This is a genomic window from Kosakonia sp. SMBL-WEM22, from assembly GCF_014490785.1.
Taxonomy (GTDB): Bacteria; Pseudomonadota; Gammaproteobacteria; order Enterobacterales; family Enterobacteriaceae; genus Kosakonia.
Window position 1 is genome coordinate 1,838,755 of record NZ_CP051488.1, and the last position, 20,760, is coordinate 1,859,514.

The following is a 20,760-nucleotide window of genomic DNA, read 5'->3' on the forward strand; positions in this document are numbered from 1 at the left end:
AATAGATGTCATTAATTAGTATGCACGGCGCGTGGCTCTCATTCAGCGACGCACCGCTTCTCGATAACGCGGAATTGCATATCGAAGAGAATGAGCGCGTCTGCCTGGTTGGCCGTAACGGCGCAGGCAAATCGACGCTGATGAAGATCCTCAACCGGGAAGTGAATCTCGATGATGGTCGCATTGTTTATGAACAGGATTTAGTTGTTGCACGTTTGCAGCAGGATCCGCCGCGCAATGTCAGCGGCAGCGTATATGATTTCGTTGCCGAAGGTATCGAAGAGCAGGCGGAGTATCTCAAGCGTTACCATGAGATCTCTCACCTGGTGATGACCGATCCGAGCGACAGAAATCTTGCGGAACTGGCACGCGTGCAGGAGATGCTGGATCACCACGGCCTGTGGCAGCTGGAGAACCGGATTAATGAAGTGCTGGCGCAGCTCGGCCTGACGGCTGACATGTCGCTCTCGGCGCTCTCCGGCGGCTGGTTGCGTAAAGCGGCGCTGGGGCGTGCGCTGGTTAGCGGCCCGCGCGTGCTGCTGCTGGATGAGCCAACTAACCACCTTGATATCGAAACCATCGACTGGCTGGAAGGGTTCCTGAAATCGTTCGGCGGCACCATTATCTTTATTTCGCACGACCGTTCGTTTATCCGCAATATGGCGACGCGGATTGTCGATCTCGATCGCGGCAAGTTGGTCTCCTATCCGGGCAATTACGACCAGTATCTGCTGGAGAAAGAGGAGGCGCTGCGCGTCGAAGAGCTGCAAAACGCCGAGTTCGATCGCAAGCTGGCTCAGGAAGAGGTGTGGATCCGCCAGGGGATTAAGGCGCGTCGTACCCGTAACGAAGGGCGCGTGCGCGCACTGAAAGCGATGCGCCGCGAGCGCAGCGAACGCCGTGAGGTGATGGGCAGCGCAAAAATGCAGGTCGAGGAGGCATCCCGCTCCGGCAAGATTGTCTTCGAGCTTGAACATGTTAACTACGGCGTCGATGGCAAAGCGCTGGTGCGCGACTTCTCCACCCAGGTTCAGCGTGGCGACAAAATTGCGCTGATTGGCCCGAACGGCTGCGGTAAAACGACCTTGCTGAAGCTGATGCTCGAACAGCTGAAAGCCGATAGCGGCCGCGTTCACATTGGCACCAAGCTTGAAGTGGCCTATTTCGATCAGCATCGTGCCGAGCTGGATCCCGACAGAACCGTAATGGATAACCTGGCGGAAGGTAAGCAGGAGGTGATGGTCAACGGCAAGCCGCGCCATATTCTTGGCTACCTTCAGGACTTCCTGTTCCATCCGAAACGGGCGATGACACCGGTGCGAGCGCTGTCGGGCGGGGAGCGTAACCGTCTGTTGCTGGCGCGTTTGTTCCTGAAACCCAGCAACCTACTGATTCTCGATGAACCGACCAACGACCTGGATGTTGAAACCCTCGAGCTGCTGGAAGAGCTGATCGATAGCTATCAGGGCACGGTTCTGCTGGTGAGCCATGACCGTCAGTTCGTTGATAATACTGTGACCGAATGCTGGATCTTCGAAGGGGAAGGGCGCATTGGGCAGTATGTTGGTGGTTATCATGATGCGCGTGGTCAGCAGGCGGCTTCGCAGGCCTTTAAACACGCTGCGGTGCAGAAAGGTGCCGAGGCGCCTGCCGCCAAAGCAGAAACTGTTAAACGTAGCGCCAACAAACTAAGCTATAACCTGCAGCGTGAGCTGGAACAGCTGCCACAAAAGCTGGAACAGCTGGAAGCCGAGCTGGAAACATTGCAGGCGCAGGTTGCCGATGCGAATTTCTTCAGCCAGCCGCACGATCATACGCAAAAAGTCCTCGCTGACATGGCGTCAGCCGAGCAGGCACTGGAAGCGGCGTTTGAACGCTGGGAGTATCTGGAGGCGCTGAAAAACGGCGCATAGAGGAAAGCGGTATGTGTGAACACCACCATCATGGCACGCGCCACATTCTCTGCTCGCAATGTGACATGCTGGTGGCGTTACCGCCGCTGCAACATGGACACCGGGCGGCGTGTCCGCGCTGCGGCACAACCCTGACGACCGAATGGAAAGAGCCGCGGCAGCGTCCGACGGCTTACGCCCTTGTCGCCCTGTTTATGCTGCTGCTCTCCAATCTTTTCCCCTTCGTCAATATGCAGGTGGCGGGCATCGCCAGCGAGGTGACGCTGCTTGAGATCCCAGGCGTCATGTTTTCGGAAGATTACGCCAGCCTCGGCACGCTCTTTCTGCTTTTCGTCCAGCTGGTGCCTGCCTTCTGCCTTGTCACCATTCTGCTGCTGGTTAACCGGGTGCGGATGGATTCTCGCCTTAAAATCGCGCTGGCACGAGTGCTGTTTCAGCTGAAAAGCTGGGGCATGGCAGAGATTTTTCTGGCGGGCGTGCTGGTAAGCTTCGTTAAACTGATGGCCTATGGTGATATTGGCATCGGCAGCAGTTTCATTCCGTGGTGCCTCTTCTGCCTGCTGCAGCTGCGCGCGTTTCAGTGTGTTGATCGCCACTGGCTATGGGATGACATCGCGCCAGCACCTGCGCTGGAACAGCCTCTGCGTGCGGGTATCACCGGCATTCGTCAGCGGCTGCGCTCTTGTCCCTGCTGCACGGCAATAGTGCCGATGGATATTCTGGTTTGTCCGCGGTGTCATACGCGCGGCTATGTCCGGCGACGCCACAGTATTCAGTGGACGCTGGCGCTGCTCGTCACAGCGATCATGCTCTATCTGCCAGCCAATATTTTGCCAATCATGATAACGGATCTGCTGGGCGATCCGACGCCTTCGACCATACTCGCGGGGGTGGTGCTGTTATGGAGCGAGGGCTCTTATCCGGTGGCACTGGTAATTTTTATCGCCAGCATTATGGTGCCAACGCTGAAAATGATCGGCATTGCCTGGCTCTGTATTGATGCGAAGGGCTATGGCAGACGCGACAGCGAACGGATGCATTTTATTTATGAAGTGGTCGAGTTTGTCGGCCGCTGGTCAATGATCGATGTCTTTGTTATTGCAGTACTGTCTGCGTTAGTCCGTATTGGCGGGCTGATGAATATCTATCCTGCAATGGGTGCGCTAATGTTTGCGCTGGTCGTTATTATCACGATGTTTGCGGCGATGACTTTCGACCCGCGTCTCAGTTGGGATCGGGAGCCACAAACGCACCATGAGGAGTTGTCAGAGCATGGAGAATAAACAGGGGGAAGCCCAGGTGCAAAAAGTAAGGAACTGGTCGCCGGTCTGGATTTTCCCGATCGTGACCGCGCTGATTGGCGCCTGGATCCTTTTTTATCACTATAGTCACCAGGGGCCGGAAGTCACGCTTATCACCACTAATGCCGAGGGCATAGTCGGCGGGAAAACGCCGATTAAAAGCCGCAGCGTGGATGTCGGCGTCGTGGAGAGTACAACGCTGACCGATGATTTAACCCACGTGGAGATCAAAGCGCGGCTCAACTCCGGCATGGAAAAACTGCTGCATAACGACTCGGTATTCTGGGTAGTAAAACCGCAGGTTGGCCGTGAAGGGGTGAGTGGCCTCGGAACGCTGCTTTCGGGGGCCTATATTGAACTTCAGCCGGGTGCTAAGGGCAGCGTGCCCGATCAATACACTCTGCTGGATGCGCCTCCGCTGGCACCGCCGGATGCTAAAGGCATCCGCGTGATCCTCGACAGCAGCAAGGCGGGCCAACTCTCACCGGGCGATCCGGTACTGTTCCGCGGCTATCGTGTGGGCTCGGTTGAAACCAGTAACTTTGATACGCAAAAACGGACCATGACCTATCAGCTCTTCATCAATGCGCCGAACGATCGGCTGGTGACCAGCAATGTCCGGTTCTGGAAAGATAGCGGCATCGCCGTCGATCTCACCTCCGCCGGTATGCGTGTTGAGATGGGATCGCTGGCGACGCTGTTTGGCGGTGGCGTCAGTTTTGATATCCCGGATGGGCTGGATTTAGGGCAGCCGGTGGCGGAGAAGAGCGCCTTTAAACTGTATGACGATCAGCGCAGTATTCAGGACTCGCTCTATACTGACCATGTCGACTACCTGATGTTCTTTAAAGACTCTATCCGTGGCCTGCAGCCGGGCGCGCCCGTGGAATTCCGCGGTATTCGACTCGGGACCGTGAGCAAGGTGCCATTCTTTAATCCGGGCATGCGCCAGGCGCTGAACGATGATTACCGCATTCCGGTTCTGATCCGCATTGAACCTGAGCGGCTGGCGAATCAGCTGGGTCAGGATGCGGATATGACTGCGCACATGAAAGAGCTGCTTAATCGTGGCCTACGCGCCTCGCTGAAGACCGGTAATATCGTGACCGGCGCGCTGTATGTCGATCTCGACTTCTACAATAATGCGCCGCCGATTAAAGAGTTCGCTGAGTTCGAGGGTTATCCAATCATCCCGACGATGAGTGGTGGTCTGGCGCAAATCCAGCAGCGGCTGATGGATACACTGGATAAAATAAACAACCTGCCGCTCAATCCGATGATTCAGCAGGCGACAAACACGCTCTCTGAGAGCCAGCAAACCCTGAAACGTCTGCAGGCGACGCTGGATAATCTGAATAAATTGACGGCAAGTCAGTCAATGCAGCAGCTTCCGGCGGATATGCAGTCTACGCTGCGCGAGCTTAATCGCAGTATGCAAGGCTTCCAGCCGGGGTCGGCCGCCTATAACAAGATGGTTGCAGATATGCAGCGTCTTGATCAGGTGTTACGGGAGCTGCAGCCTGTGCTGAAAACGCTGAACGATAAGAGCAATGCGCTGGTATTCGAAGCGAAAGGGAAAGACGATCCGCAGCCGAAGAGGGCGAAACAATGAGAAAAAGCGTACTGGCGATGCTTGTCCTGTTATTAGCCGCCTGCAGCAGTGGCGGCGATAACAAAAGTTACTACCAGCTTCCATCGCCGTCGGTAACCACGATGCAGTCGATGACCGGGCAAACGCAGGGTAACCGCCAGCTCTGGGTTGAGCAGGTCTCTGTGCCGGACTATCTGGCCGGTAATGGCGTGGTATATCAAACCAGTGATGTGCAATATGTCATTGCCAATAACAACCTCTGGGCCAGCCCGCTCGATCAGCAGTTACGTAATACGCTGGTAGCGAATCTGGGCAACGCCTTACCCGGCTGGGTAGTGGCATCGCAGCCATTAGGTAGTGATCAGGATACACTGAACGTGACGGTAACCGGTTTTCATGGTCGCTATGACGGGCGGGTTATTGTCAGCGGCGAATGGTTGCTTAAGCATCAGGGCAGTTTGATTAAGCGACCTTTCCATCTCGAGCTTAAACAGCAGGAAGATGGTTACGATGCGATGGTGAAAACGCTGGCGCAGGGGTGGCAGCAGGAAGCCGCAACTATCGCCGCGGAGCTGAATCGTCTGCCATAAGTAGATTTAATGATCTGATCAGCCGCAGCGGGTCTTCACCTGCTGCGGCTTTTTTTGTTTTGACGCTCAAAAACTTAGTCAGGAAAATGGGTGTTTCTTGTGCAGGCGAAGTTTTGTCCAGGTCACATTTATGACACTGGCGTGAATTTTGCGCATTGACGACGCGGTCTAATCAAGGTATTTGTGACCTGTGGTTGCACATTAAGTGACCACTGTTTTCTTTTCCACCAGATAAAAGAATGAGGGAAACGAGGCATGAAGAGACAAAAACGCGATCGCCTGGAACGGGCACATCAACGTGGTTATCAGGCTGGTATTACGGGGCGCTCGAAAGAGATGTGTCCCTACCAAACCCTGAATCAAAGGTCCGAGTGGCTTGGAGGCTGGCGACAGGCCATGGAGGACAGGGCAGTGACTGCCTGATTCTGTCTCTTTAGAAAAAGAAACCTCCGCACTGCGGAGGTTTCGCGTTTTAGCAGGGTTGTGCTGCTATCAAAAAGCAGAGGTATCCTGGAACAGACCGACTTTCAGATCGGATGCTGTGTAGATAAGACGATCGTCAACCAGCACTTCGCCATCCGCAAGGCCCATGATCAAACGACGGTTAACGATGCGTTTGAAATGAATACGGTAGGTGACTTTTTTCGCTGTAGGCAGAACCTGACCGGTAAACTTCACTTCACCTACGCCAAGTGCACGGCCTTTGCCTTCACCGCCCAGCCAGCCAAGATAAAAACCTACCAGCTGCCACATGGCATCAAGACCAAGGCAGCCCGGCATCACCGGATCGCCGATAAAATGGCAACCAAAGAACCACAGGTCTGGATTGATATCCAGTTCAGCTTCAACGTAGCCTTTATCGAAGTTACCGCCGGTCTCAGACATTTTGACCACACGGTCCATCATCAGCATATTCGGAGCCGGTAATTGCGGGCCTTTTTCGCCAAACAGTTCGCCGCGACCAGAGGCAAGAAGATCTTCTTTTGTATAGGATTCGCGTTTATCTACCATGTTCTTAATAAGCCTTATTTGTAATTTCGCACGCAGGATAGCTAACACGTGTACGCTGAACAAGTCCGATCAGTTAACAGCGAACTAGTTTAGCCAGCGTAACGGCCAGGGAAAGCGATGGCGAGCCTCTTGTTGGGTCGCCTGCGCGATACGTTCAAGAATGATTTGCTTGAGGTTGGTTTGCCCTTCAGCATCCCATGCCAGACCCATTAATAAGGGTAGCGCATCTATCACGTCATCCACTGCCCAGACAGAAAACTGTTTCGCCTCAATGGCGTCGAGCAACTCCTGGCGTAAGCATAGATGTCGAACATTAGCGGAAGGGATAATGACCCCTTGTTCGCCTGTCAGTTCACGCTGCTGGCAGATGGCGAAAAAGCCTTCAATTTTTTCATTCAGTCCGCCAACTGGCTGGCAACGACCAAACTGATCGACCGAACCGGTGATAGCAAGCCGTTGATTAATGGGCACCTCGGCCAGCGCACTGATCAGGGCGCAAAGCTCAGCCATAGAGGCGCTATCACCATCCACTTCGCTGTAGGATTGTTCGAAGGTAAGTGAGGCAGAGAACGGGATTTGCTGTTCCAGATCCAGTTCCGACATCAGGAACGCCTGCATGATCATCATCCCTTTCGCATGGATGTTGCCACCGAGTTCCGCTTTACGCTCAATATCATTGAATTCGCCGTCGCCGATATGCACAACGCAGCTGATGCGCGAGGGTTCGCCAAACGCGCGCGGATGGCCCGGGAACTCAATCACTGAAAGGGCGTTAACCTGACCGATACGCTCACCTTCGGTTTCGATAAGGATCTGCTCGAGCAGGATCTCGTCCTGCATCCGCTCGGCCAGGAAACCTTCTCGCCATTCGCGCTGAGCAAGCATGGAGCTCAGGGCATCGTTATCAAAGGTATCGTCAGCAGTTAATGCCGCAACTTCACGCAGTTGTCGCGAAAGCCATAGCGGACAGAGCGGTAATGTTTCCTGATCGCCGGTATAACGCACGGCTTCACGAATGAGCGTTGACCAGGCGTCTGCTGCCGGCGTCGGTAACTGCGCAACGTAAGCGGTTTGTTCAACCCATTGTCGCCATGCACGCAGCGTGTCGCTATCTGCAATTTGCAGAGTCTCTTCATATTCACTATAAATCGCCTGTGCCGCGAGTTCCGGCTCCATCTCCTGGAACTCTGCCAGCGAATCGCGCTCACCGATAAGCACGATTTTCAGATCCAGCGGCATGGACGGTACCGACACCGGGAGAGGGCGGGATTCATCAAACGAAACCCAGTCGAAACGGCGCTGGGTAACCATAGTTTTCAGGCGCATCCATAATAGAGGCTGGGCTAACAGCGGACGCAACGAAATAAGCAATACACCGCCGTTCGCCTGATGAACCAGGCCCGGCTGAAGGGTAATTTCTTGATTAAACTGACGCAGGCAGCCAAAAAGCTGCTCCGCTTCAACCCAGTCGGCGAGCACTACCGGCTGCTTACCAACGAAATGACTCTCGGTTTCAGTGGTAGGTTCGAAACGTACGGTTGAGCCAGTAATACAGTACTGCCCGCCCGCAGGAGTGTAAGTGGCAGGCAGAAGCGGATTGAGCGCATCACCAATAAGCGTCAGATATTCGACTTCTTCTGGCGCTTTTGCTAGTAAAAAACGCGAGGTTGCGCGCGGGTAGAGCAACTGCTCAAGCGCGTAGTGTAATCGAGGCTGAGTATCGGCCAGTGAGAAGTCCGTTTCGCGTGCAAGCGAGGGAGATTCAAACACGTCCTGATAGCTGTCTGTTTCAGGAACCAGGTCGTTCCATTCAAGTTTTGTAGTGGTCAAAGTCGTTTTTTTAGTCAGCTGTAAAAGGCGGGATTATACCGTAAACGCTGACTCATCACACAATCATTACAACTTTGAGCCAGCCTCACCCGGCAGATCGGGAGTTACTGGTGATTTCTTCTGAGCAGAGTCTTAAAAAACTGATATTCTGGACTTAGTTACGCGGTTACGTTGAGAGAGAAATGAAATATCAACAACTGGAAAATCTCGAAAGCGGCTGGAAATGGAAGTATCTGGTTAAAAAGCACCGTGAAGGGGAGTTAATCACGCGCTATTTGGAAGCCAGCGCGGCTAAAGAGGCCGTCGATAATTTGTTGACCCTTGAAAATGAGCCCGTGCGTGTTAATGCCTGGATAGAGCAGCATATTAACCCGGCATTGGTAAACCGAATGAAGCAGACGATTCGTGCTCGTCGTAAACGGCATTTCAATGCTGAACATCAGCATACGCGTAAGAAATCAATCGACCTGGAATTTGTCGTCTGGCAGCGATTAGCCGGATTGGCACAGCGTCGCGGGAAGACGCTTTCCGAAACGATTGTCCAGCTGATTGAGGATGCTGAGCATAAAGAGAAGTATGCATCGAAAATGTCGACTATAAAGCACGACCTGCAGGCGCTGCTTGGAAAAGAGTAGTTATTGGGCTTCCTGATTTTTCCATTATCCATACGCCAAATAATAAAAAACCCCGCGCAATGGCGGGGTTTTTTCTAACGGAGAACTTAAGCCTGCGGCTGAGTTACAACGTCTTTGATACCTTTAACTTCGATCTCTACGCGACGATCCGGACCCAGGCAATCGATCAGAGCAGCGCGTGCTTTCACGTTGTCACAGGTGTTGCCGGTAACCGGGTTGGATTCACCCATGCCACGTGCAGAGATTTTGTTCGCCGGGATACCTTTGGAAACCAGGTAATCAACAACGGACTGAGCACGTTTCTCAGAGAGACCCTGGTTGTAAGAGTCAGAACCGATGCGGTCGGTGAAGCCCAGAACCACTACGGAACCGTCTTTCGGATCCAGGTTGCTCAGCTGGCTGTAGAGCTGATCCAGCGCCTGCTGACCTTCTGGTTTCAGGGTAGCTTTGTTGAAGGTGAACAGAACGTCAGACTTCAGAGTGAAGTGCTTGGTCTGTACTTCCGGAGCCGGAGCAGGAGTCGGAGCAACTACCGGTGCGGAATCTTCCTGCTGACCGAAGCGGTAAGAAACACCTAAGCTCAGCAGACCGTTGTCCGGGCGGCCACCAACGGTGTTCGCGTCACCAATGTTGTTGGTCCACTGGTATTCCAGACGGGTTGCAACGTCACGAGTAACTGCCCACTCAACACCACCAGCGAAGACCGGAGAAACGCCGGTATCGTGATCTTTGAAGCCCTGGTTGTTTTTAGCGTCTGCGCGCCAAACCATACCACCCAGACGGGTGTACAGGTCAACGTCATCAGCAATCGGGTAACCCAGTTTAGCGGTCAGCTGAACGCCCTGAGCTTTGAATGCGCCGTTTACATCGCTGCCTTTGTACGGCATACGACCCAGCCAGTCATAGCCCATTTCAAAGCCAACGTACGGGTTAACCTGATAACCACCGAACGCACCAGCGCCTAACTGGCTCTCGTGAGTCGGGCCATTGTTAGGGATCTGGTTGTTACCAATATCGTGGAACTGAGACCAGCCCAGTTTAGCACCGGTGTACCAGGTGTTATCTTTCGGAGCGGCCTGCGCTACGGTAGCGAAGCCAGCCAGTGCCACTGCAATCGCGATAGCTGTCTTTTTCATTTTTTGCGCCTCGTTATCATCCAAAAATCGCCATGGAAATCTCGTTGAGAAGTCACGGTTAAATCCTTCACCGGGGGCATTGCTCACTGACAACTCTGCAGATATCTTTACCGATATCTTTGGCTTATGCCGAGCACCCCTGGCGATGTAAAGTCTACAACGTAGTTGGAAACTTACAAGTGTGAAGTCCGTCAGGCATATGAAAAAAAAGGCTTTGTGTACACAAAATTTAACATTTGTGCTGAAATATCACTCATCCTTGATGTGCGGCAAACCACGCCGCACAAGCTTTGCGGCTCTATTTGGTTAATAAATAGGGGATGCTGACAGATAAGAAAAATAATCCCAGGAAAACTCCTAAATTTACTCAATGATACAAATTTGAGTGAATTTTTATTCCGGAAAGCTGTCTCGCAGCGAGGGGATTGCGACGAATTGGACGCATAACAAAGCCGATCGCATTTCCCTCCTCAGCTGCCAGTGCAAGGCGGCGATGTTCATCTTCCGTCAACTCCTCAGTATGCCAGCCGATAACAACGCTGAAATTACCGGTACGTAAAGCCCGGATCATTGAATCCAGCGTGACGCCTGGAGAAAGTTGGTTAATTTGCATCACTTTCGTCAGCGGCAAACCTGCAGACTGAAGCCATTCACGGCTTAATTTCTGTTGCGGTGTTAACCACAGCTGCCAGCGTGACTGCAGACCGAGTTGCTGCAGCAGTGGCAGCAATAATAGCTGGGTCATCATGGGCTGGTCTTCATGGTAAACCACTTCGCTAATAAGCCCGGTAGCGAGAGTGGTAGTTTCGCTCTGGTTCAATGTTTGGCGTGCGGAAGCGGATGTTTTCGAACGATTAGCATAGCCTGAAGTGTGCATAAGCAATCCAGCCCTTTGAGTTACTGTATAAACATACAGTACCTGCAGAGTGTTTAAAGATCAACCTCAATTTCTGAAAGCATCTCGCATTTTTGTTTTGTGCCTGCTACTCAATACAAAATTTGCTTGCTGTCTCGCGCGCAGTTGCCTATGTTCCTGATTACTGGATCCGTTCACAGGAAAACGCATTACCAGGTGATTTATAAAGGAAAAATCATGGAAGACTTATGTTATCAACGGATATATCAATCGCGCGAATATCTCACTTCACTCGGACAAATTAGCCATCGCGCCCACTTTGGTGGTTATAGCCTTGCAGTGGATAACATCGTTTTTGCGATGATAGCCGAGGGGAAACTGTACTTACGCGCCTGTGACGAAAGCGCGCAGTATGATGTAGTCCGGCGTGCACCACTTTTAAATCTTAAAAAGCGGGGGCGGCAGATATCGTTAAATTATTACTACGTCAGCGACAATGTATGGGGCGACCGCGGCTTGCTGCTGAAGCTTTCAACACTGGCGCTTGATGCAGCAAGGCGGGCGAAAGCGCAGCGCGAAAAACTTTTTCGTCTGCGCGATCTACCCAATCTTTCCAGTCAACTTGAGTGTCAATTGCAGCAGGCTGGCATCAACGATGCACAAATCCTGCGGCTACTTGGTGCAAAAGTTTGCTGGCTCCGGCTTCGGAAAATGAACAAGCAGCTCAGTGTAAAAGTTTTATTTGCACTGGAAGGGGCCATCGTCGGCATTCACGAAGCAGCGCTACCGGCAAGTCGTCGCCAGGCGCTGCTTGCGTGGGCCAATGATGTGATGAAAAAAGGAGCAAACCCTCTCTAGACTATTTGGCTTTTTAAACGAGAAACTTCCGGCAAAAGCGCTATCAACAGGCCAATCTGTTGTAATACAAGCGGCTCTTTGCTGTCAGGGCGCGGATCCAGTTGCTTGATGCGCTGCGATAAATCAGCAAGCGCATCCTGCACGCGACCTTGATCGGCAGGCGAATGTTGGAGGGCATCATCAACATAACACACCGCGTCATCCAGTAGACGCAACACCTCCGGTTGGGCTAATTGCTCGCGATGGGCTCCCAGAGCAGAAATGTAGCTTATAAAAGTCTGATTTAGGCAAAGCAATCTGAAAGCCTTTTCACGAAGCTCAGGTGAGGTACCTGGTTCCGAAGACATATTTGACACGACCGAAGCCAGTTCGGCATCGCGGTTATAAGCATTACGCCTCGCGATACGGTAGGCAAGCCGGTTATCACGCCCCTGATGATACTGCTCAAGAATTGCATCAAGATAACGACAGTTGGCGTTAAATGCCTTCTCTGTGACGCTCGCAAGGTTCCTGAAGCGCCAGTCTGGCCAGATAAAACTCACTGCCGCCCAGGCGATAGCACAGCCAATCAACGTATCTATAATGCGCGGGATTGCTACCTCAAATCCTTCGCCAAGTAGGTTGAAACAGAGTAACACCAGCAGTGTGATGAACATTGTGGCATGGGCATATTGCACTGTGCGGAATGAGAAAAAAAGCACGCCTGTAACAACAATAAGCAGCAACTGCCCCTCTTGCGAAGGGACAAAATAGAGCACCGGAAGACCGATAGCGACCCCTATTAGTGTGCCGATGACACGCAAGCTGAGGCGATGGCGAGTCGCATTGTAGTTTGGCTGGCAAACGAACAGACTGGTTAACAGGATCCAGTAGCCATGTTGTAAACCGGTGAGATGGATAAAGGCGTAGCCGATACAGAGCACTGCGGACATACGCACCGCATGGCGAAACAGGGCTGACTCGGGTGTCAGGTTTTGGCGCAGACGTAACCAGACGTCGTGTAAGCCGTTCAGACTGTCGTCTGCTAGCTGATTCTCTGTTTCGCCATGAGCCTGAGGATGAGGCTGCCCTGATTCAATCGCCGCAAGCTGGGCGTCGGTTGCACGTAAATTGTCGAGTAAAAACCCGAGTGCTTTTACATGTTCAGGGGTCGTTTCTCCGCTGTTTTTGATTCGCGCCAGCGCGGCGTCAAGGTGAATAAATACACGCTCAAAACGGCTGTCATGCTGATAGGGTTCACGAAGCAAAATCGCGCGTGAGAGCTGCGCACAGGCTTGCGATTGCATCGAGAGAAGGCGCTGAAAACGGAACATGACGTCGCTGTAACGGAAATGTTCGCGCAGGGTTTGATACTGAATATGCGATGAACTCGCCCGTTCATGAATATCTTGTGCCGCGAAGTAGTAGTGCAGCGCCTGACGCGTGCTTCGCTGGCCACGATCGCCCCGTAAACGGGTGAGCATAGTGCCCTTCGTCTGATTAAGTGTGGTGACCAGTTGGCTATTCGATAAGGCAAGTTCATATAAAGGTGCCTGGCTGGCTTCCTCAATATCAGGATCGAAAAGGCGGGATTTTAGTTCCAGATAATGCGCAAGTTGCTCATAGCAGCGCGCCAGGTTGTCCTGCAGCGCGCGAATGGGGAAAACCAGATGCCCGACCAGCGTCAGAAAGTTGAACCACACGGCGCCAGCCAGCAACAGTAGAGGTTGCTGGTACCAGTGCTCGAACAGTGAGACGCCCAGCATGGTATAGACAGCAATCAGCAGCGCGCCGAAGGCAATGGTGGCATAGCGTTGACCTAGCCCACCTAACAAGATAAAGCCGATAGTGGAGCTTACCAGTCCTAGCGCGAAGAGCCATGGCCAGGGGAACAGCAACTCAACGGATGTTGAGGCGATAAAAAACGAGACCAGGGTAATGACCAGGTTTTTTAACCGCCCTGTAAGACGATCATCAAGGTCGGCCAGCGCCGCAGCCACCACGCCCAGTGTTAATGGAATAGTCAGTTTTACTTCGCCAAGGTGCCAGGGTAGTGCAGCGGTGCCGCAAAGAGCGATAAAGATCCTGACGTTATACAGCCAGGCGCTGTTCCATGTGTAACGGCGAAGAATGGGGCTCAACATAGGGTGGGGATCCGGTTACTGAAAACGACGACGCGCGTTGGCTTCACGTGCCGCTTGTGCTGTTTCAACGGACACAACACGACGCCCTACCGGCCACAGTGCGATAGCGGCGATTTTAAAATTCGCCACGCCAACCGGAATGCCAATAATTGTCAGGCACTGAGTTATACCGGCAATGATATGCATCACGCAAAGCCACCAGCCGAACAGGATAAACCAGACCACGTTCAGTAAGGTTCCTCCTGCGTTCAGCAGGCCATTCTTACCTTGCGGAGAAAGTTCATCGACATGTACCGCCTCATTTCCCCACGGAATAAGGGAGAGTTTCGTGATCTCCCAGCATGAGCGCGTTAGCGGAAGGGTCACAATGAGCAGCACGCTGACAACTGTTGCCACCAGCCAGCCAAGGGTCGTGGCAAAACCACCGAGGACAAAATTCAGGATATTCAAAATGGTACGCATAAAACCTCATTTGAGTTCGGGGTATTGATTATTCCGGCAATTGTAACGATTTTTTGGACTGGAGCACCAATTCTCTGACAGGTAAACTGGCAATAATTGTCACAAGCTGAGATCACCATGAGATGGAACTGAAAGCGACTTCCCTGGGAAAACGCCTGGCGCAGCACCCGTACGATCGCGCGACCATCCTGAATGCAGGCATAAAAGTAGCGGGTGACCGCCATGAATACCTCATACCTTTTAATCAATTACTGGATATTGAGTGTAAACGGGGTTTAGTTTGGGGAGAGATGGAGTTTCAGCTGGCTGATAACAAAGTGGTGCGCTTGCATGGTACCGAATGGAGTGACACACAGCGTTTTTATCACCTTTTGAATGAGCGCTGGCGCAACTGGAGCGCGGAGATGAGCGAGATAGCAGCAGAGCTTTTATCGAGCCAGCTGGCGCTTATCTCGGCGCGTATTGATCCATCCAGATGGTTGACACGTAGTCAGTTGACCGGCGTACAGCGTCAGCTACAGGAGGCTTTCTCCGCGCTTCCGATGCCCACCAGCCGTCTGCTGGAGTTTGATAATTGTCGCGAGCTTTGGCAACAGTGCCAGGCATGGCTGCAGGATGTTGAAGGGCGTCGGGCAGAACATAATCAGGCTTTTACCGAAACGATGCTGGAGCAGTATGCGACCTTTTTTGAACAGGTAGAATGCTCGCCATTAAATCCGGCGCAAGCGAGGGCTGTGGTCAACGGCGAACACTCTCTTCTGGTATTGGCCGGCGCCGGCAGCGGTAAAACCTCAGTGCTGGTGGCGCGCGCCGGTTGGCTACTGGCACGTGGCGAGGCCTCTGCCGATCAAATTCTGCTGCTCGCCTTTGGGCGTAAAGCGGCGCAGGAGATGGATGAGCGCATTAGCGAGCGTCTGCATAGCGATGAGATTACTGCGCGCACCTTCCATGCCCTGGCGCTGCATATCATTCAGCAAGGCAGCAAGAAAGTGCCCGCCCTGAGCGAGCTGGAAAACGACACTGCCGCACGATTAGCATTGTTAACCCAAACATGGGTCCAGCAGTGCAGCGAGAAAAAAGCGCAGGCAAAAGGGTGGCGGCTATGGCTGCAAGAGGAGCTGGGCTGGCATCTTCCCGAAGGAAATTACTGGCAAGATGAGGCGCTACAGCGGCGCCTTGCACCGCGTTTGGATCGCTGGATAAGTTTAATGCGCATGCATGGCGGCGCGCAGGCGGAAATGGTTGCCAGCGCACCAGAAGAGATACGCGATCTCTTTGCTAAACGCATCAAATTGATGGCTCCATTGCTGAAAGCATGGAAAACCGCGCTTAAGGAAGAGAACGCCGTCGACTTTTCGGGGCTTATTCACCAGGCCATTAGCGTGCTGGAAAAAGGCCGCTTTATCAGCCCGTGGAAGCATATCCTCGTGGATGAGTTCCAGGATATTTCACCCCAGCGCGCGGCGCTGCTGGCTGCGTTACGCAAACAGAACACGCAAACAACGCTTTTTGCCGTCGGCGACGACTGGCAGGCCATCTATCGCTTCAGTGGGGCGCAACTTTCGCTCACCACCGCGTTTCATCACTATTTTGGCGAAGGCGATCTCTGCGCCCTCGATACCACTTATCGCTTTAATTCCCGTATCGGAGAAGTGGCGAACCGCTTTATTCAGCAAAATCCTTCCCAGCTTGCCAAGCCGCTTAATAGTTTGCTGCCTGGCGATAAAAAATCCGTAACTCTGCTGGCAGAAGATCAACTCGATGCGCTGCTCGACAAGCTAAGCGGTTTCGCGAAGCCGGAGGAGCGCATCCTGGTGCTTGCCCGTTATCATCACGCCAAACCAACAAGCCTCGATAAAGCGGCTACGCGCTGGCCGAAGCTGCAGTTGGATTTTATGACTGTCCATGCCAGTAAAGGGCAGCAAGCCGACTACGTTATTATTGTTGGGCTAAAAGAGGGTGCTGACGGGTTTCCTGCGCCCGCGCGCGAGTCGATTATGGAGCAGGCGCTTTTGCCCGCAGAAGAGGATTTTCCCGACGCGGAGGAGCGTCGCCTGCTCTATGTTGCACTGACGCGGGCACGCCAGCGAGTGTGGTTACTGTTCAACAAAGATGAGCCATCACCCTTTGTTGAAATACTCAAATCGCTGGATGTGCCCGTGGTCAAAAAGCCCTGAACTCAGGCGGCATTGCCGCCTGAAGTTACTTCAACCGCTCAACCAGGTAGCGCTGATAGTCCGGAATCAAAATATCGACGCTTTGATTAAATTGTGGGGATTCGATAATAAAATCGGCCGTTGAGAGATTGGTTGCCACAGGAATATTCCATACGGTCGCCAGGCGAAGCAGGGCTTTTACATCGGGATCGTGGGGAACGGCATTCAGCGGATCCCAGAAGAAAATGAGTACGTCGATTTTACCTTCAGAGATGAGTGCGCCGACCTGCTGATCGCCGCCCATCGGGCCGCTCAGCATAGCATTCACTTCCAGCCCGGTTGCACGTTGAATCAAATTACCCGTCGTGCCGGTTGCATACAGTTGATGCGCCGCCAGCACGGGCTGATGCCGCTCAACCCATTTCATTAACGACTGCTTGCAGTGATCGTGCGCAACGAGAGCGATATTCTTGCGTACGGGTAGCGTGCGAGTGGTTGATTCCATGATCTATTTCCGTCAGTGATGTTTGCTACAGATTACTGGAAGCGATTGATGCTGCAAGAGAAGCGAATAAAAAAAACAGAAAATGGTTGAGTTACCCCGATTGATTTACACTTTGTGAAATCACGCGGAGGAAAAGATGAAAGAGAACAATATTGCCGAGATTTTACGCGCTACGCATACCATTGCTCTGGTCGGCGCAAGCGACAAACCCGATCGTCCCAGTTATCGCGTTATGAATTACCTGTTAGGGCAGGGTTATCATGTTATCCCTGTGTCGCCAAAAGTAGCTGGCAAGACGCTACTGGGACAACAAGGGTATGCCACGCTGGCAGATGTGCCAGAAAAAATTGATATGGTGGATGTGTTCCGCAACTCTGAAGCCGCATGGGAAGTTGCGCAAGAGGCGATTGCCGTAGGGGCGAAAACGTTGTGGATGCAACTGGGCGTAATCAATGAACAGGCTGCTGTGCTGGCGCAGGAAGCGGGGCTAAATGTCGTCATGGATCGCTGCCCGGCGATTGAAATTCCGCGTCTGGGTTTGGCTAAATAAAAAAATACCCCGCCGGTTGCGGGGTAAGATCAGTTTCGCAGTCTTGGAGCCTGCAGCTGGCGCCGAATAGTGCGCGCCAGTTCGTCCATTGAGGGCTGTTCAGGATGCTCATCCGTTATTTCACTGGTGAGCTGCGCTTCAGCGAGATAAGTGTGGACGGGTTGACCGTCGTCATCTTCCATCACTACGTGGTACCAGGGCAGTACGCGTAACTCATCATTAACCGCCAGCTCGTCTGCTGACGGCTCATCCAGAGAGTACTCGGGGTCGATATCGACCACTACGCCAAGATACCCCAGCAGAGAGTGGCGAACCTGCTGACCGATACCGAATTTGCTGGCTATCATTGTCACCTCCCGGGAACCTTAGATAACCCCAAATATGGGGGCACGGCTCCAGATTTCAACTTACATGACGCGACAGGCAAACCCTTTCAGATAAAGCCCTTCCGGGTAGGTTGCGATCACCGGGTGATCGGCGGCCTGACGGAACTGGTCTATAAATTGTATATCACGCCCGGCATCTAAGGCGGCATCAGCGATGATTTTCTGAAATAAGTCAGTGTTCATCAAACCTGAGCAGGAGAAGGTCAGCAGCACGCCGCCGGGATTGAGCAACTGAATCGCCAGCATGTTGATGTCTTTGTAGCCGCGGCACGCGCCCATCAGCTGACTTTTGTTTTCAACAAATTTCGGCGGATCCATCACAATTACATCGAAAGTTTCGCCCTGATCGCGATATTTACGCAGCAGTTTAAATACATCATCGCGGACAAATTCTGCTTTACTCAGATCCAGCTTATTCAGGGTAACGTTCTGCTTCGCCACGTCCAGCGCTTCCTGTGAGGTGTCTACACTAACAACCTCACGACAGCCGCCCATCAGTGCGGAGACGGCAAAGCCACCGGTGTAAGAGAAGCAGTTAAGCACGCGTTTGTCCGCTACATAGCGGCGTGTCGCCAGGCGGCTGTCGCGTTGGTCGAGGTAATAACCTGTCTTGTGGCCACCCTTAATATCAACCAAAAGCTTCATGCCGTTCTCTTCAATCGGCAGCAGCGGCGGCGGAAGCTCACCCAGTACCGGGCCCTGGGTTAATTCCAGTCCCTCTTTTTTTCGCACCGCAACATCGCTGCGATCGTAAATGGCGCACTCCGGATAGAGCGTTTGTAGTGCCGAAAGGAGTGCCGGACGCTGATATTCCGCACCCGCGCTCAGAAGTTGCAGCACCAGAAAATTGCCGAAACGATCAATTGTTACGCCCGGTAAGCCATCTGACTCGCCCGCAATCAGGCGGTAGCTGTCCAGTCCATCACGCCCGGCGAGCCAGTTACGCCACTGTTGCGCTTGCTGTAAACGGCGCGTAAAGAAGTCGATATCAATGCTTTCGTCTTTATCAAATGTCCAGACGCGTGCGCGAATTTGTGAAGCGGGAGAGAGCGCTCCGCGGGCCAGCCATTTACCCTGATGATCGACAATATCCACGGTTTCTCCGAGGCTGGCTTTGCCTTCCATTCGCGCTACGGCGCCGGAAAATACCCAGGGATGACGACGCAACAATGACTTCTCGCGTCCTTTGGCTAACACTAAACGTACACTCATATTTGGCTATTCTGTCGGCTGAAGAAAATGGGCGCTATTGTCACGGGTTCGCCGGGTAAATGCAACGCGCCCGCATTGATGGAGATAAGATATGGCTCAAGTTTGCACAATTGCCTGGGTACATGGCAGCGTACAAGGTGTCGGATTTCGCTACACCACTCAACATGAAGCGCGGCGTCTTGGATTATCAGGATATGCGCGCAATCTGGATGATGGCAGCGTTGAGGTGGTTGCCTGTGGTGAGGCTGAGAATGTCAACAAACTAATCGAGTGGTTAAAAGCTGGCGGGCCGCGTAGCGCGCGGGTCGATAAGGTTTTGACCGAGCCTCATCAACCCGACAGAGAGTGGACCGATTTCGGGATCCGCTACTAAATGCACTTTACCGGTTTAGGCAGGCCGGCAATCTTGGTTGCCTGCTTAGCCGGCCCTTTTGGAAAGAGGCGGTAGAGATAGCGGCTGTTGCCTTTCTCTTCGCCATATTTATTGGCCATTGCCTTTACCAGCATGCGAATCGCAGGCGATGTATTGAACTCAAGATAAAAGTCGCGCACAAAACGCACCACTTCCCAATGTTCCGGGGTGAGAAAAATACTCTCTTTCTCTGCGATCGCCTCTGCCAGCGCTTCGCTCCACAGTGAGGTCTCTTTCAGATAGCCTTCGCTATCCGTCTCAATCTCTTTACCTTCGAAGATCAACATAATTTCCACAACGGCTGTTTATAACGGCGGGAGTGTACCAAAAAACAAAGCCCCGCATAAGCGGGGCCTGGTTGAGACGGCATAGTTGTTAGTCGCGGCTAGCGAAACCCAGAATGCTCAGCAGGCTGACAAAGATGTTGTACAGCGATACATAGAGACTCACGGTCGCACGAATATAGTTCGTTTCGCCACCGTGAATGATGTTGCTGGTTTCATACAAAATCGCGCCGGTTGAAATCAGAATAAACACTGCACTGATTGCAAGGTGCAGGGCAGGGAGCTGAAGGAAAATATTTGCAACCATACCGATAAGCACAACCACAATACCTGCCATCAGCATACCGCCGAGGAAGGACATATCCTTGCGTGTTGTCAGCACATAGGCTGAACAGCAGAAAAAGACCAGCGCGGTGCCGCCAAGCGCCAGCGCTATGACGTCACCCATCCCGGCAGACAAATACGCGTTTAGCATCGGCCCGAGGATATACCCAAGAAAGCCAGTAAAGGCAAATGCCGCCAGAATACCGCTCGGCTTATTCGCCAGTTTATAGGTTAAGAACATCAAACCATACATACCCACCAGCGTCAGAATGAGACCCGGCGAAGGCAGCATCAGAACGGTGCTCGCTGTTGCTGTGATCGCCGAAAAAGCCAGTGTCAGGCTGAGCAGGAAATAGGTATTACGAAGAACTTTGTGCGTGCTCAGCAGGGATGTGCGATCACGCGAAGAAGTAATTAGACGATCCATAAGCCACTCTCTTATGACAGATGTAATTAGAAGTGGAGTCTAGGAAAGTCTCGCTTGCTGTAAAAGCCGTTTTACCCATCTTTACTCATCGCAGCGGCTGCTGATGCCTGTTTTATCAATAAAAAGTGTTACCAGATGAATGGGAAGCAAATGTGATGCAGAGCCATATTTATCTCTTATATCCCTCGAAATGTTTTG

At 52.7% G+C, this 20,760-nt stretch carries 21 protein-coding genes; 10 read left to right on the plus strand and 11 right to left on the minus strand.

Annotated elements, in window-relative coordinates; genetic code table 11:
• The first annotated feature begins 5 nt into the window (after positions 1-5).
• The 5 genes from HF650_RS08685 (at position 6) to rmf (ending at position 5,818) form a co-directional block, all read left to right on the plus strand.
• Positions 6-1,913, plus strand: coding sequence for an ABC transporter ATP-binding protein (locus HF650_RS08685; RefSeq protein ID WP_187802002.1), 1,908 nt, complete (start codon positions 6-8; stop codon positions 1,911-1,913).
• Between the two features lie 11 nt (positions 1,914-1,924).
• The gene (gene pqiA / locus HF650_RS08690; protein WP_187802003.1) at positions 1,925-3,196 is read left to right on the plus strand and encodes a membrane integrity-associated transporter subunit PqiA; all 1,272 of its coding nucleotides are present in this window, start codon (positions 1,925-1,927) and stop codon (positions 3,194-3,196) included.
• On the plus strand, positions 3,186-4,826 hold the full coding sequence (gene pqiB, locus HF650_RS08695; RefSeq protein WP_187802004.1) for an intermembrane transport protein PqiB: 1,641 nt from the start codon (positions 3,186-3,188) through the stop codon (positions 4,824-4,826). The genes pqiA and pqiB overlap by 11 nt, the downstream gene beginning before the upstream one ends.
• A complete protein-coding gene (pqiC, locus tag HF650_RS08700) occupies positions 4,823-5,395 on the plus strand; it encodes a membrane integrity-associated transporter subunit PqiC (protein WP_187802005.1) in 573 nt (190 codons plus the stop codon). The genes pqiB and pqiC overlap by 4 nt, the downstream gene beginning before the upstream one ends.
• A gap of 255 nt (positions 5,396-5,650) precedes the next feature.
• Positions 5,651-5,818, plus strand: coding sequence for a ribosome modulation factor (gene rmf, locus HF650_RS08705; RefSeq protein WP_023481470.1), 168 nt, complete (start codon positions 5,651-5,653; stop codon positions 5,816-5,818).
• Between the two features lie 69 nt (positions 5,819-5,887).
• On the opposite strand, the gene fabA is transcribed toward rmf, so the two are convergent.
• Together fabA and HF650_RS08715 are read right to left on the minus strand one after the other, a co-directional pair.
• Positions 5,888-6,406, minus strand: a complete 519-nt coding sequence (gene fabA, locus HF650_RS08710; protein ID WP_023481591.1) for a bifunctional 3-hydroxydecanoyl-ACP dehydratase/trans-2-decenoyl-ACP isomerase — start codon at positions 6,404-6,406, stop codon at positions 5,888-5,890.
• An 84-nt stretch (positions 6,407-6,490) separates the two neighbouring features.
• Positions 6,491-8,236: a Lon protease family protein gene (locus HF650_RS08715; protein WP_187802006.1), complete on the minus strand. Its 1,746-nt coding sequence runs from the start codon at positions 8,234-8,236 to the stop codon at positions 6,491-6,493.
• A 182-nt stretch (positions 8,237-8,418) separates the two neighbouring features.
• Here HF650_RS08715 and matP point away from each other — a divergent pair, with 182 nt between their 5' ends.
• Entirely contained in the window at positions 8,419-8,871 is a 453-nt protein-coding gene (matP, locus tag HF650_RS08720; protein ID WP_187802007.1) for a macrodomain Ter protein MatP, read from the plus strand.
• 86 nt (positions 8,872-8,957) lie between these two features.
• Here the strand turns inward: matP and ompA are convergent, their stop codons facing one another.
• Complete coding sequence (gene ompA / locus HF650_RS08725; protein ID WP_187802008.1) at positions 8,958-10,007, minus strand: porin OmpA; 1,050 nt, start codon at positions 10,005-10,007, stop codon at positions 8,958-8,960.
• A 367-nt stretch (positions 10,008-10,374) separates the two neighbouring features.
• Positions 10,375-10,884, minus strand: a complete 510-nt coding sequence (sulA, locus tag HF650_RS08730) for an SOS-induced cell division inhibitor SulA (RefSeq protein ID WP_187802009.1) — start codon at positions 10,882-10,884, stop codon at positions 10,375-10,377.
• A gap of 216 nt (positions 10,885-11,100) precedes the next feature.
• Here sulA and HF650_RS08735 point away from each other — a divergent pair, with 216 nt between their 5' ends.
• Entirely contained in the window at positions 11,101-11,721 is a 621-nt protein-coding gene (locus HF650_RS08735) for a TfoX/Sxy family DNA transformation protein (protein ID WP_187802638.1), read from the plus strand.
• Here HF650_RS08735 and yccS read toward each other — a convergent pair.
• Positions 11,718-13,844 (minus strand): YccS family putative transporter, encoded by a 2,127-nt coding sequence (gene yccS / locus HF650_RS08740; RefSeq protein ID WP_187802010.1) that lies wholly within the window; start codon positions 13,842-13,844, stop codon positions 11,718-11,720. The two genes, HF650_RS08735 and yccS, sit on opposite strands and share 4 nt — an antisense overlap.
• A gap of 15 nt (positions 13,845-13,859) precedes the next feature.
• Positions 13,860-14,306, minus strand: coding sequence for a YccF domain-containing protein (locus HF650_RS08745; RefSeq protein WP_187802011.1), 447 nt, complete (start codon positions 14,304-14,306; stop codon positions 13,860-13,862).
• Positions 14,307-14,428: 122 nt separating this feature from the next.
• Here HF650_RS08745 and helD point away from each other — a divergent pair, with 122 nt between their 5' ends.
• The gene (gene helD / locus HF650_RS08750) at positions 14,429-16,483 is read left to right on the plus strand and encodes a DNA helicase IV (RefSeq protein WP_187802012.1); all 2,055 of its coding nucleotides are present in this window, start codon (positions 14,429-14,431) and stop codon (positions 16,481-16,483) included.
• 25 nt (positions 16,484-16,508) lie between these two features.
• On the opposite strand, the gene mgsA is transcribed toward helD, so the two are convergent.
• Positions 16,509-16,967, minus strand: a complete 459-nt coding sequence (mgsA, locus tag HF650_RS08755) for a methylglyoxal synthase (RefSeq protein WP_187802013.1) — start codon at positions 16,965-16,967, stop codon at positions 16,509-16,511.
• A 136-nt stretch (positions 16,968-17,103) separates the two neighbouring features.
• Here mgsA and HF650_RS08760 point away from each other — a divergent pair, with 136 nt between their 5' ends.
• Positions 17,104-17,517, plus strand: a complete 414-nt coding sequence (locus HF650_RS08760; protein WP_187802014.1) for a CoA-binding protein — start codon at positions 17,104-17,106, stop codon at positions 17,515-17,517.
• Between the two features lie 29 nt (positions 17,518-17,546).
• Here HF650_RS08760 and hspQ read toward each other — a convergent pair whose 3' ends face one another.
• Positions 17,547-17,864 (minus strand): heat shock protein HspQ, encoded by a 318-nt coding sequence (gene hspQ, locus HF650_RS08765; RefSeq protein WP_187802015.1) that lies wholly within the window; start codon positions 17,862-17,864, stop codon positions 17,547-17,549.
• A gap of 60 nt (positions 17,865-17,924) precedes the next feature.
• Positions 17,925-19,115, minus strand: a complete 1,191-nt coding sequence (gene rlmI / locus HF650_RS08770; protein ID WP_187802016.1) for a 23S rRNA (cytosine(1962)-C(5))-methyltransferase RlmI — start codon at positions 19,113-19,115, stop codon at positions 17,925-17,927.
• A 91-nt stretch (positions 19,116-19,206) separates the two neighbouring features.
• On the opposite strand from rlmI, the gene yccX reads away from it, so the two are divergent.
• Complete coding sequence (gene yccX, locus HF650_RS08775) at positions 19,207-19,488, plus strand: acylphosphatase (protein WP_187802017.1); 282 nt, start codon at positions 19,207-19,209, stop codon at positions 19,486-19,488.
• Here the strand turns inward: yccX and tusE are convergent.
• Positions 19,485-19,814 carry a sulfurtransferase TusE gene (gene tusE / locus HF650_RS08780; RefSeq protein ID WP_187802018.1) on the minus strand — a complete coding sequence of 110 codons (330 nt, stop codon included), beginning with the start codon at positions 19,812-19,814 and terminating at the stop codon, positions 19,485-19,487. The two genes, yccX and tusE, sit on opposite strands and share 4 nt — an antisense overlap.
• Before the next feature lie 88 nt (positions 19,815-19,902).
• Positions 19,903-20,562 (minus strand): FtsH protease modulator YccA, encoded by a 660-nt coding sequence (gene yccA, locus HF650_RS08785; protein WP_054803117.1) that lies wholly within the window; start codon positions 20,560-20,562, stop codon positions 19,903-19,905.
• Between the last annotated feature and the right edge of the window lie 198 nt (positions 20,563-20,760).

Bases quoted from the DNA above. Each gene is read 5' to 3' on its own strand.
- pqiB (WP_187802004.1), top strand. From the start codon at position 3,186: ATGGAGAATAAACAGGGGGAAGCCCAGGTGCAAAAAGTAAGGAACTGG.
- helD (WP_187802012.1), top strand. From the start codon at position 14,429: ATGGAACTGAAAGCGACTTCCCTGGGAAAACGCCTGGCGCAGCACCCG.
- HF650_RS08760 (WP_187802014.1), top strand. From the start codon at position 17,104: ATGAAAGAGAACAATATTGCCGAGATTTTACGCGCTACGCATACCATT.
- rlmI (WP_187802016.1), bottom strand. From the start codon at position 19,115: ATGAGTGTACGTTTAGTGTTAGCCAAAGGACGCGAGAAGTCATTGTTG.
- pqiC (WP_187802005.1), top strand. From the start codon at position 4,823: ATGAGAAAAAGCGTACTGGCGATGCTTGTCCTGTTATTAGCCGCCTGC.
- sulA (WP_187802009.1), bottom strand. From the start codon at position 10,884: ATGCACACTTCAGGCTATGCTAATCGTTCGAAAACATCCGCTTCCGCA.
- yccX (WP_187802017.1), top strand. From the start codon at position 19,207: ATGGCTCAAGTTTGCACAATTGCCTGGGTACATGGCAGCGTACAAGGT.
- rmf (WP_023481470.1), top strand. From the start codon at position 5,651: ATGAAGAGACAAAAACGCGATCGCCTGGAACGGGCACATCAACGTGGT.
- fabA (WP_023481591.1), bottom strand. From the start codon at position 6,406: ATGGTAGATAAACGCGAATCCTATACAAAAGAAGATCTTCTTGCCTCT.
- matP (WP_187802007.1), top strand. From the start codon at position 8,419: ATGAAATATCAACAACTGGAAAATCTCGAAAGCGGCTGGAAATGGAAG.
- yccA (WP_054803117.1), bottom strand. From the start codon at position 20,562: ATGGATCGTCTAATTACTTCTTCGCGTGATCGCACATCCCTGCTGAGC.
- yccS (WP_187802010.1), bottom strand. From the start codon at position 13,844: ATGTTGAGCCCCATTCTTCGCCGTTACACATGGAACAGCGCCTGGCTG.
- mgsA (WP_187802013.1), bottom strand. From the start codon at position 16,967: ATGGAATCAACCACTCGCACGCTACCCGTACGCAAGAATATCGCTCTC.
- HF650_RS08685 (WP_187802002.1), top strand. From the start codon at position 6: ATGTCATTAATTAGTATGCACGGCGCGTGGCTCTCATTCAGCGACGCA.
- ompA (WP_187802008.1), bottom strand. From the start codon at position 10,007: ATGAAAAAGACAGCTATCGCGATTGCAGTGGCACTGGCTGGCTTCGCT.
- HF650_RS08745 (WP_187802011.1), bottom strand. From the start codon at position 14,306: ATGCGTACCATTTTGAATATCCTGAATTTTGTCCTCGGTGGTTTTGCC.
- pqiA (WP_187802003.1), top strand. From the start codon at position 1,925: ATGTGTGAACACCACCATCATGGCACGCGCCACATTCTCTGCTCGCAA.
- tusE (WP_187802018.1), bottom strand. From the start codon at position 19,814: ATGTTGATCTTCGAAGGTAAAGAGATTGAGACGGATAGCGAAGGCTAT.
- hspQ (WP_187802015.1), bottom strand. From the start codon at position 17,864: ATGATAGCCAGCAAATTCGGTATCGGTCAGCAGGTTCGCCACTCTCTG.
- HF650_RS08735 (WP_187802638.1), top strand. From the start codon at position 11,101: ATGGAAGACTTATGTTATCAACGGATATATCAATCGCGCGAATATCTC.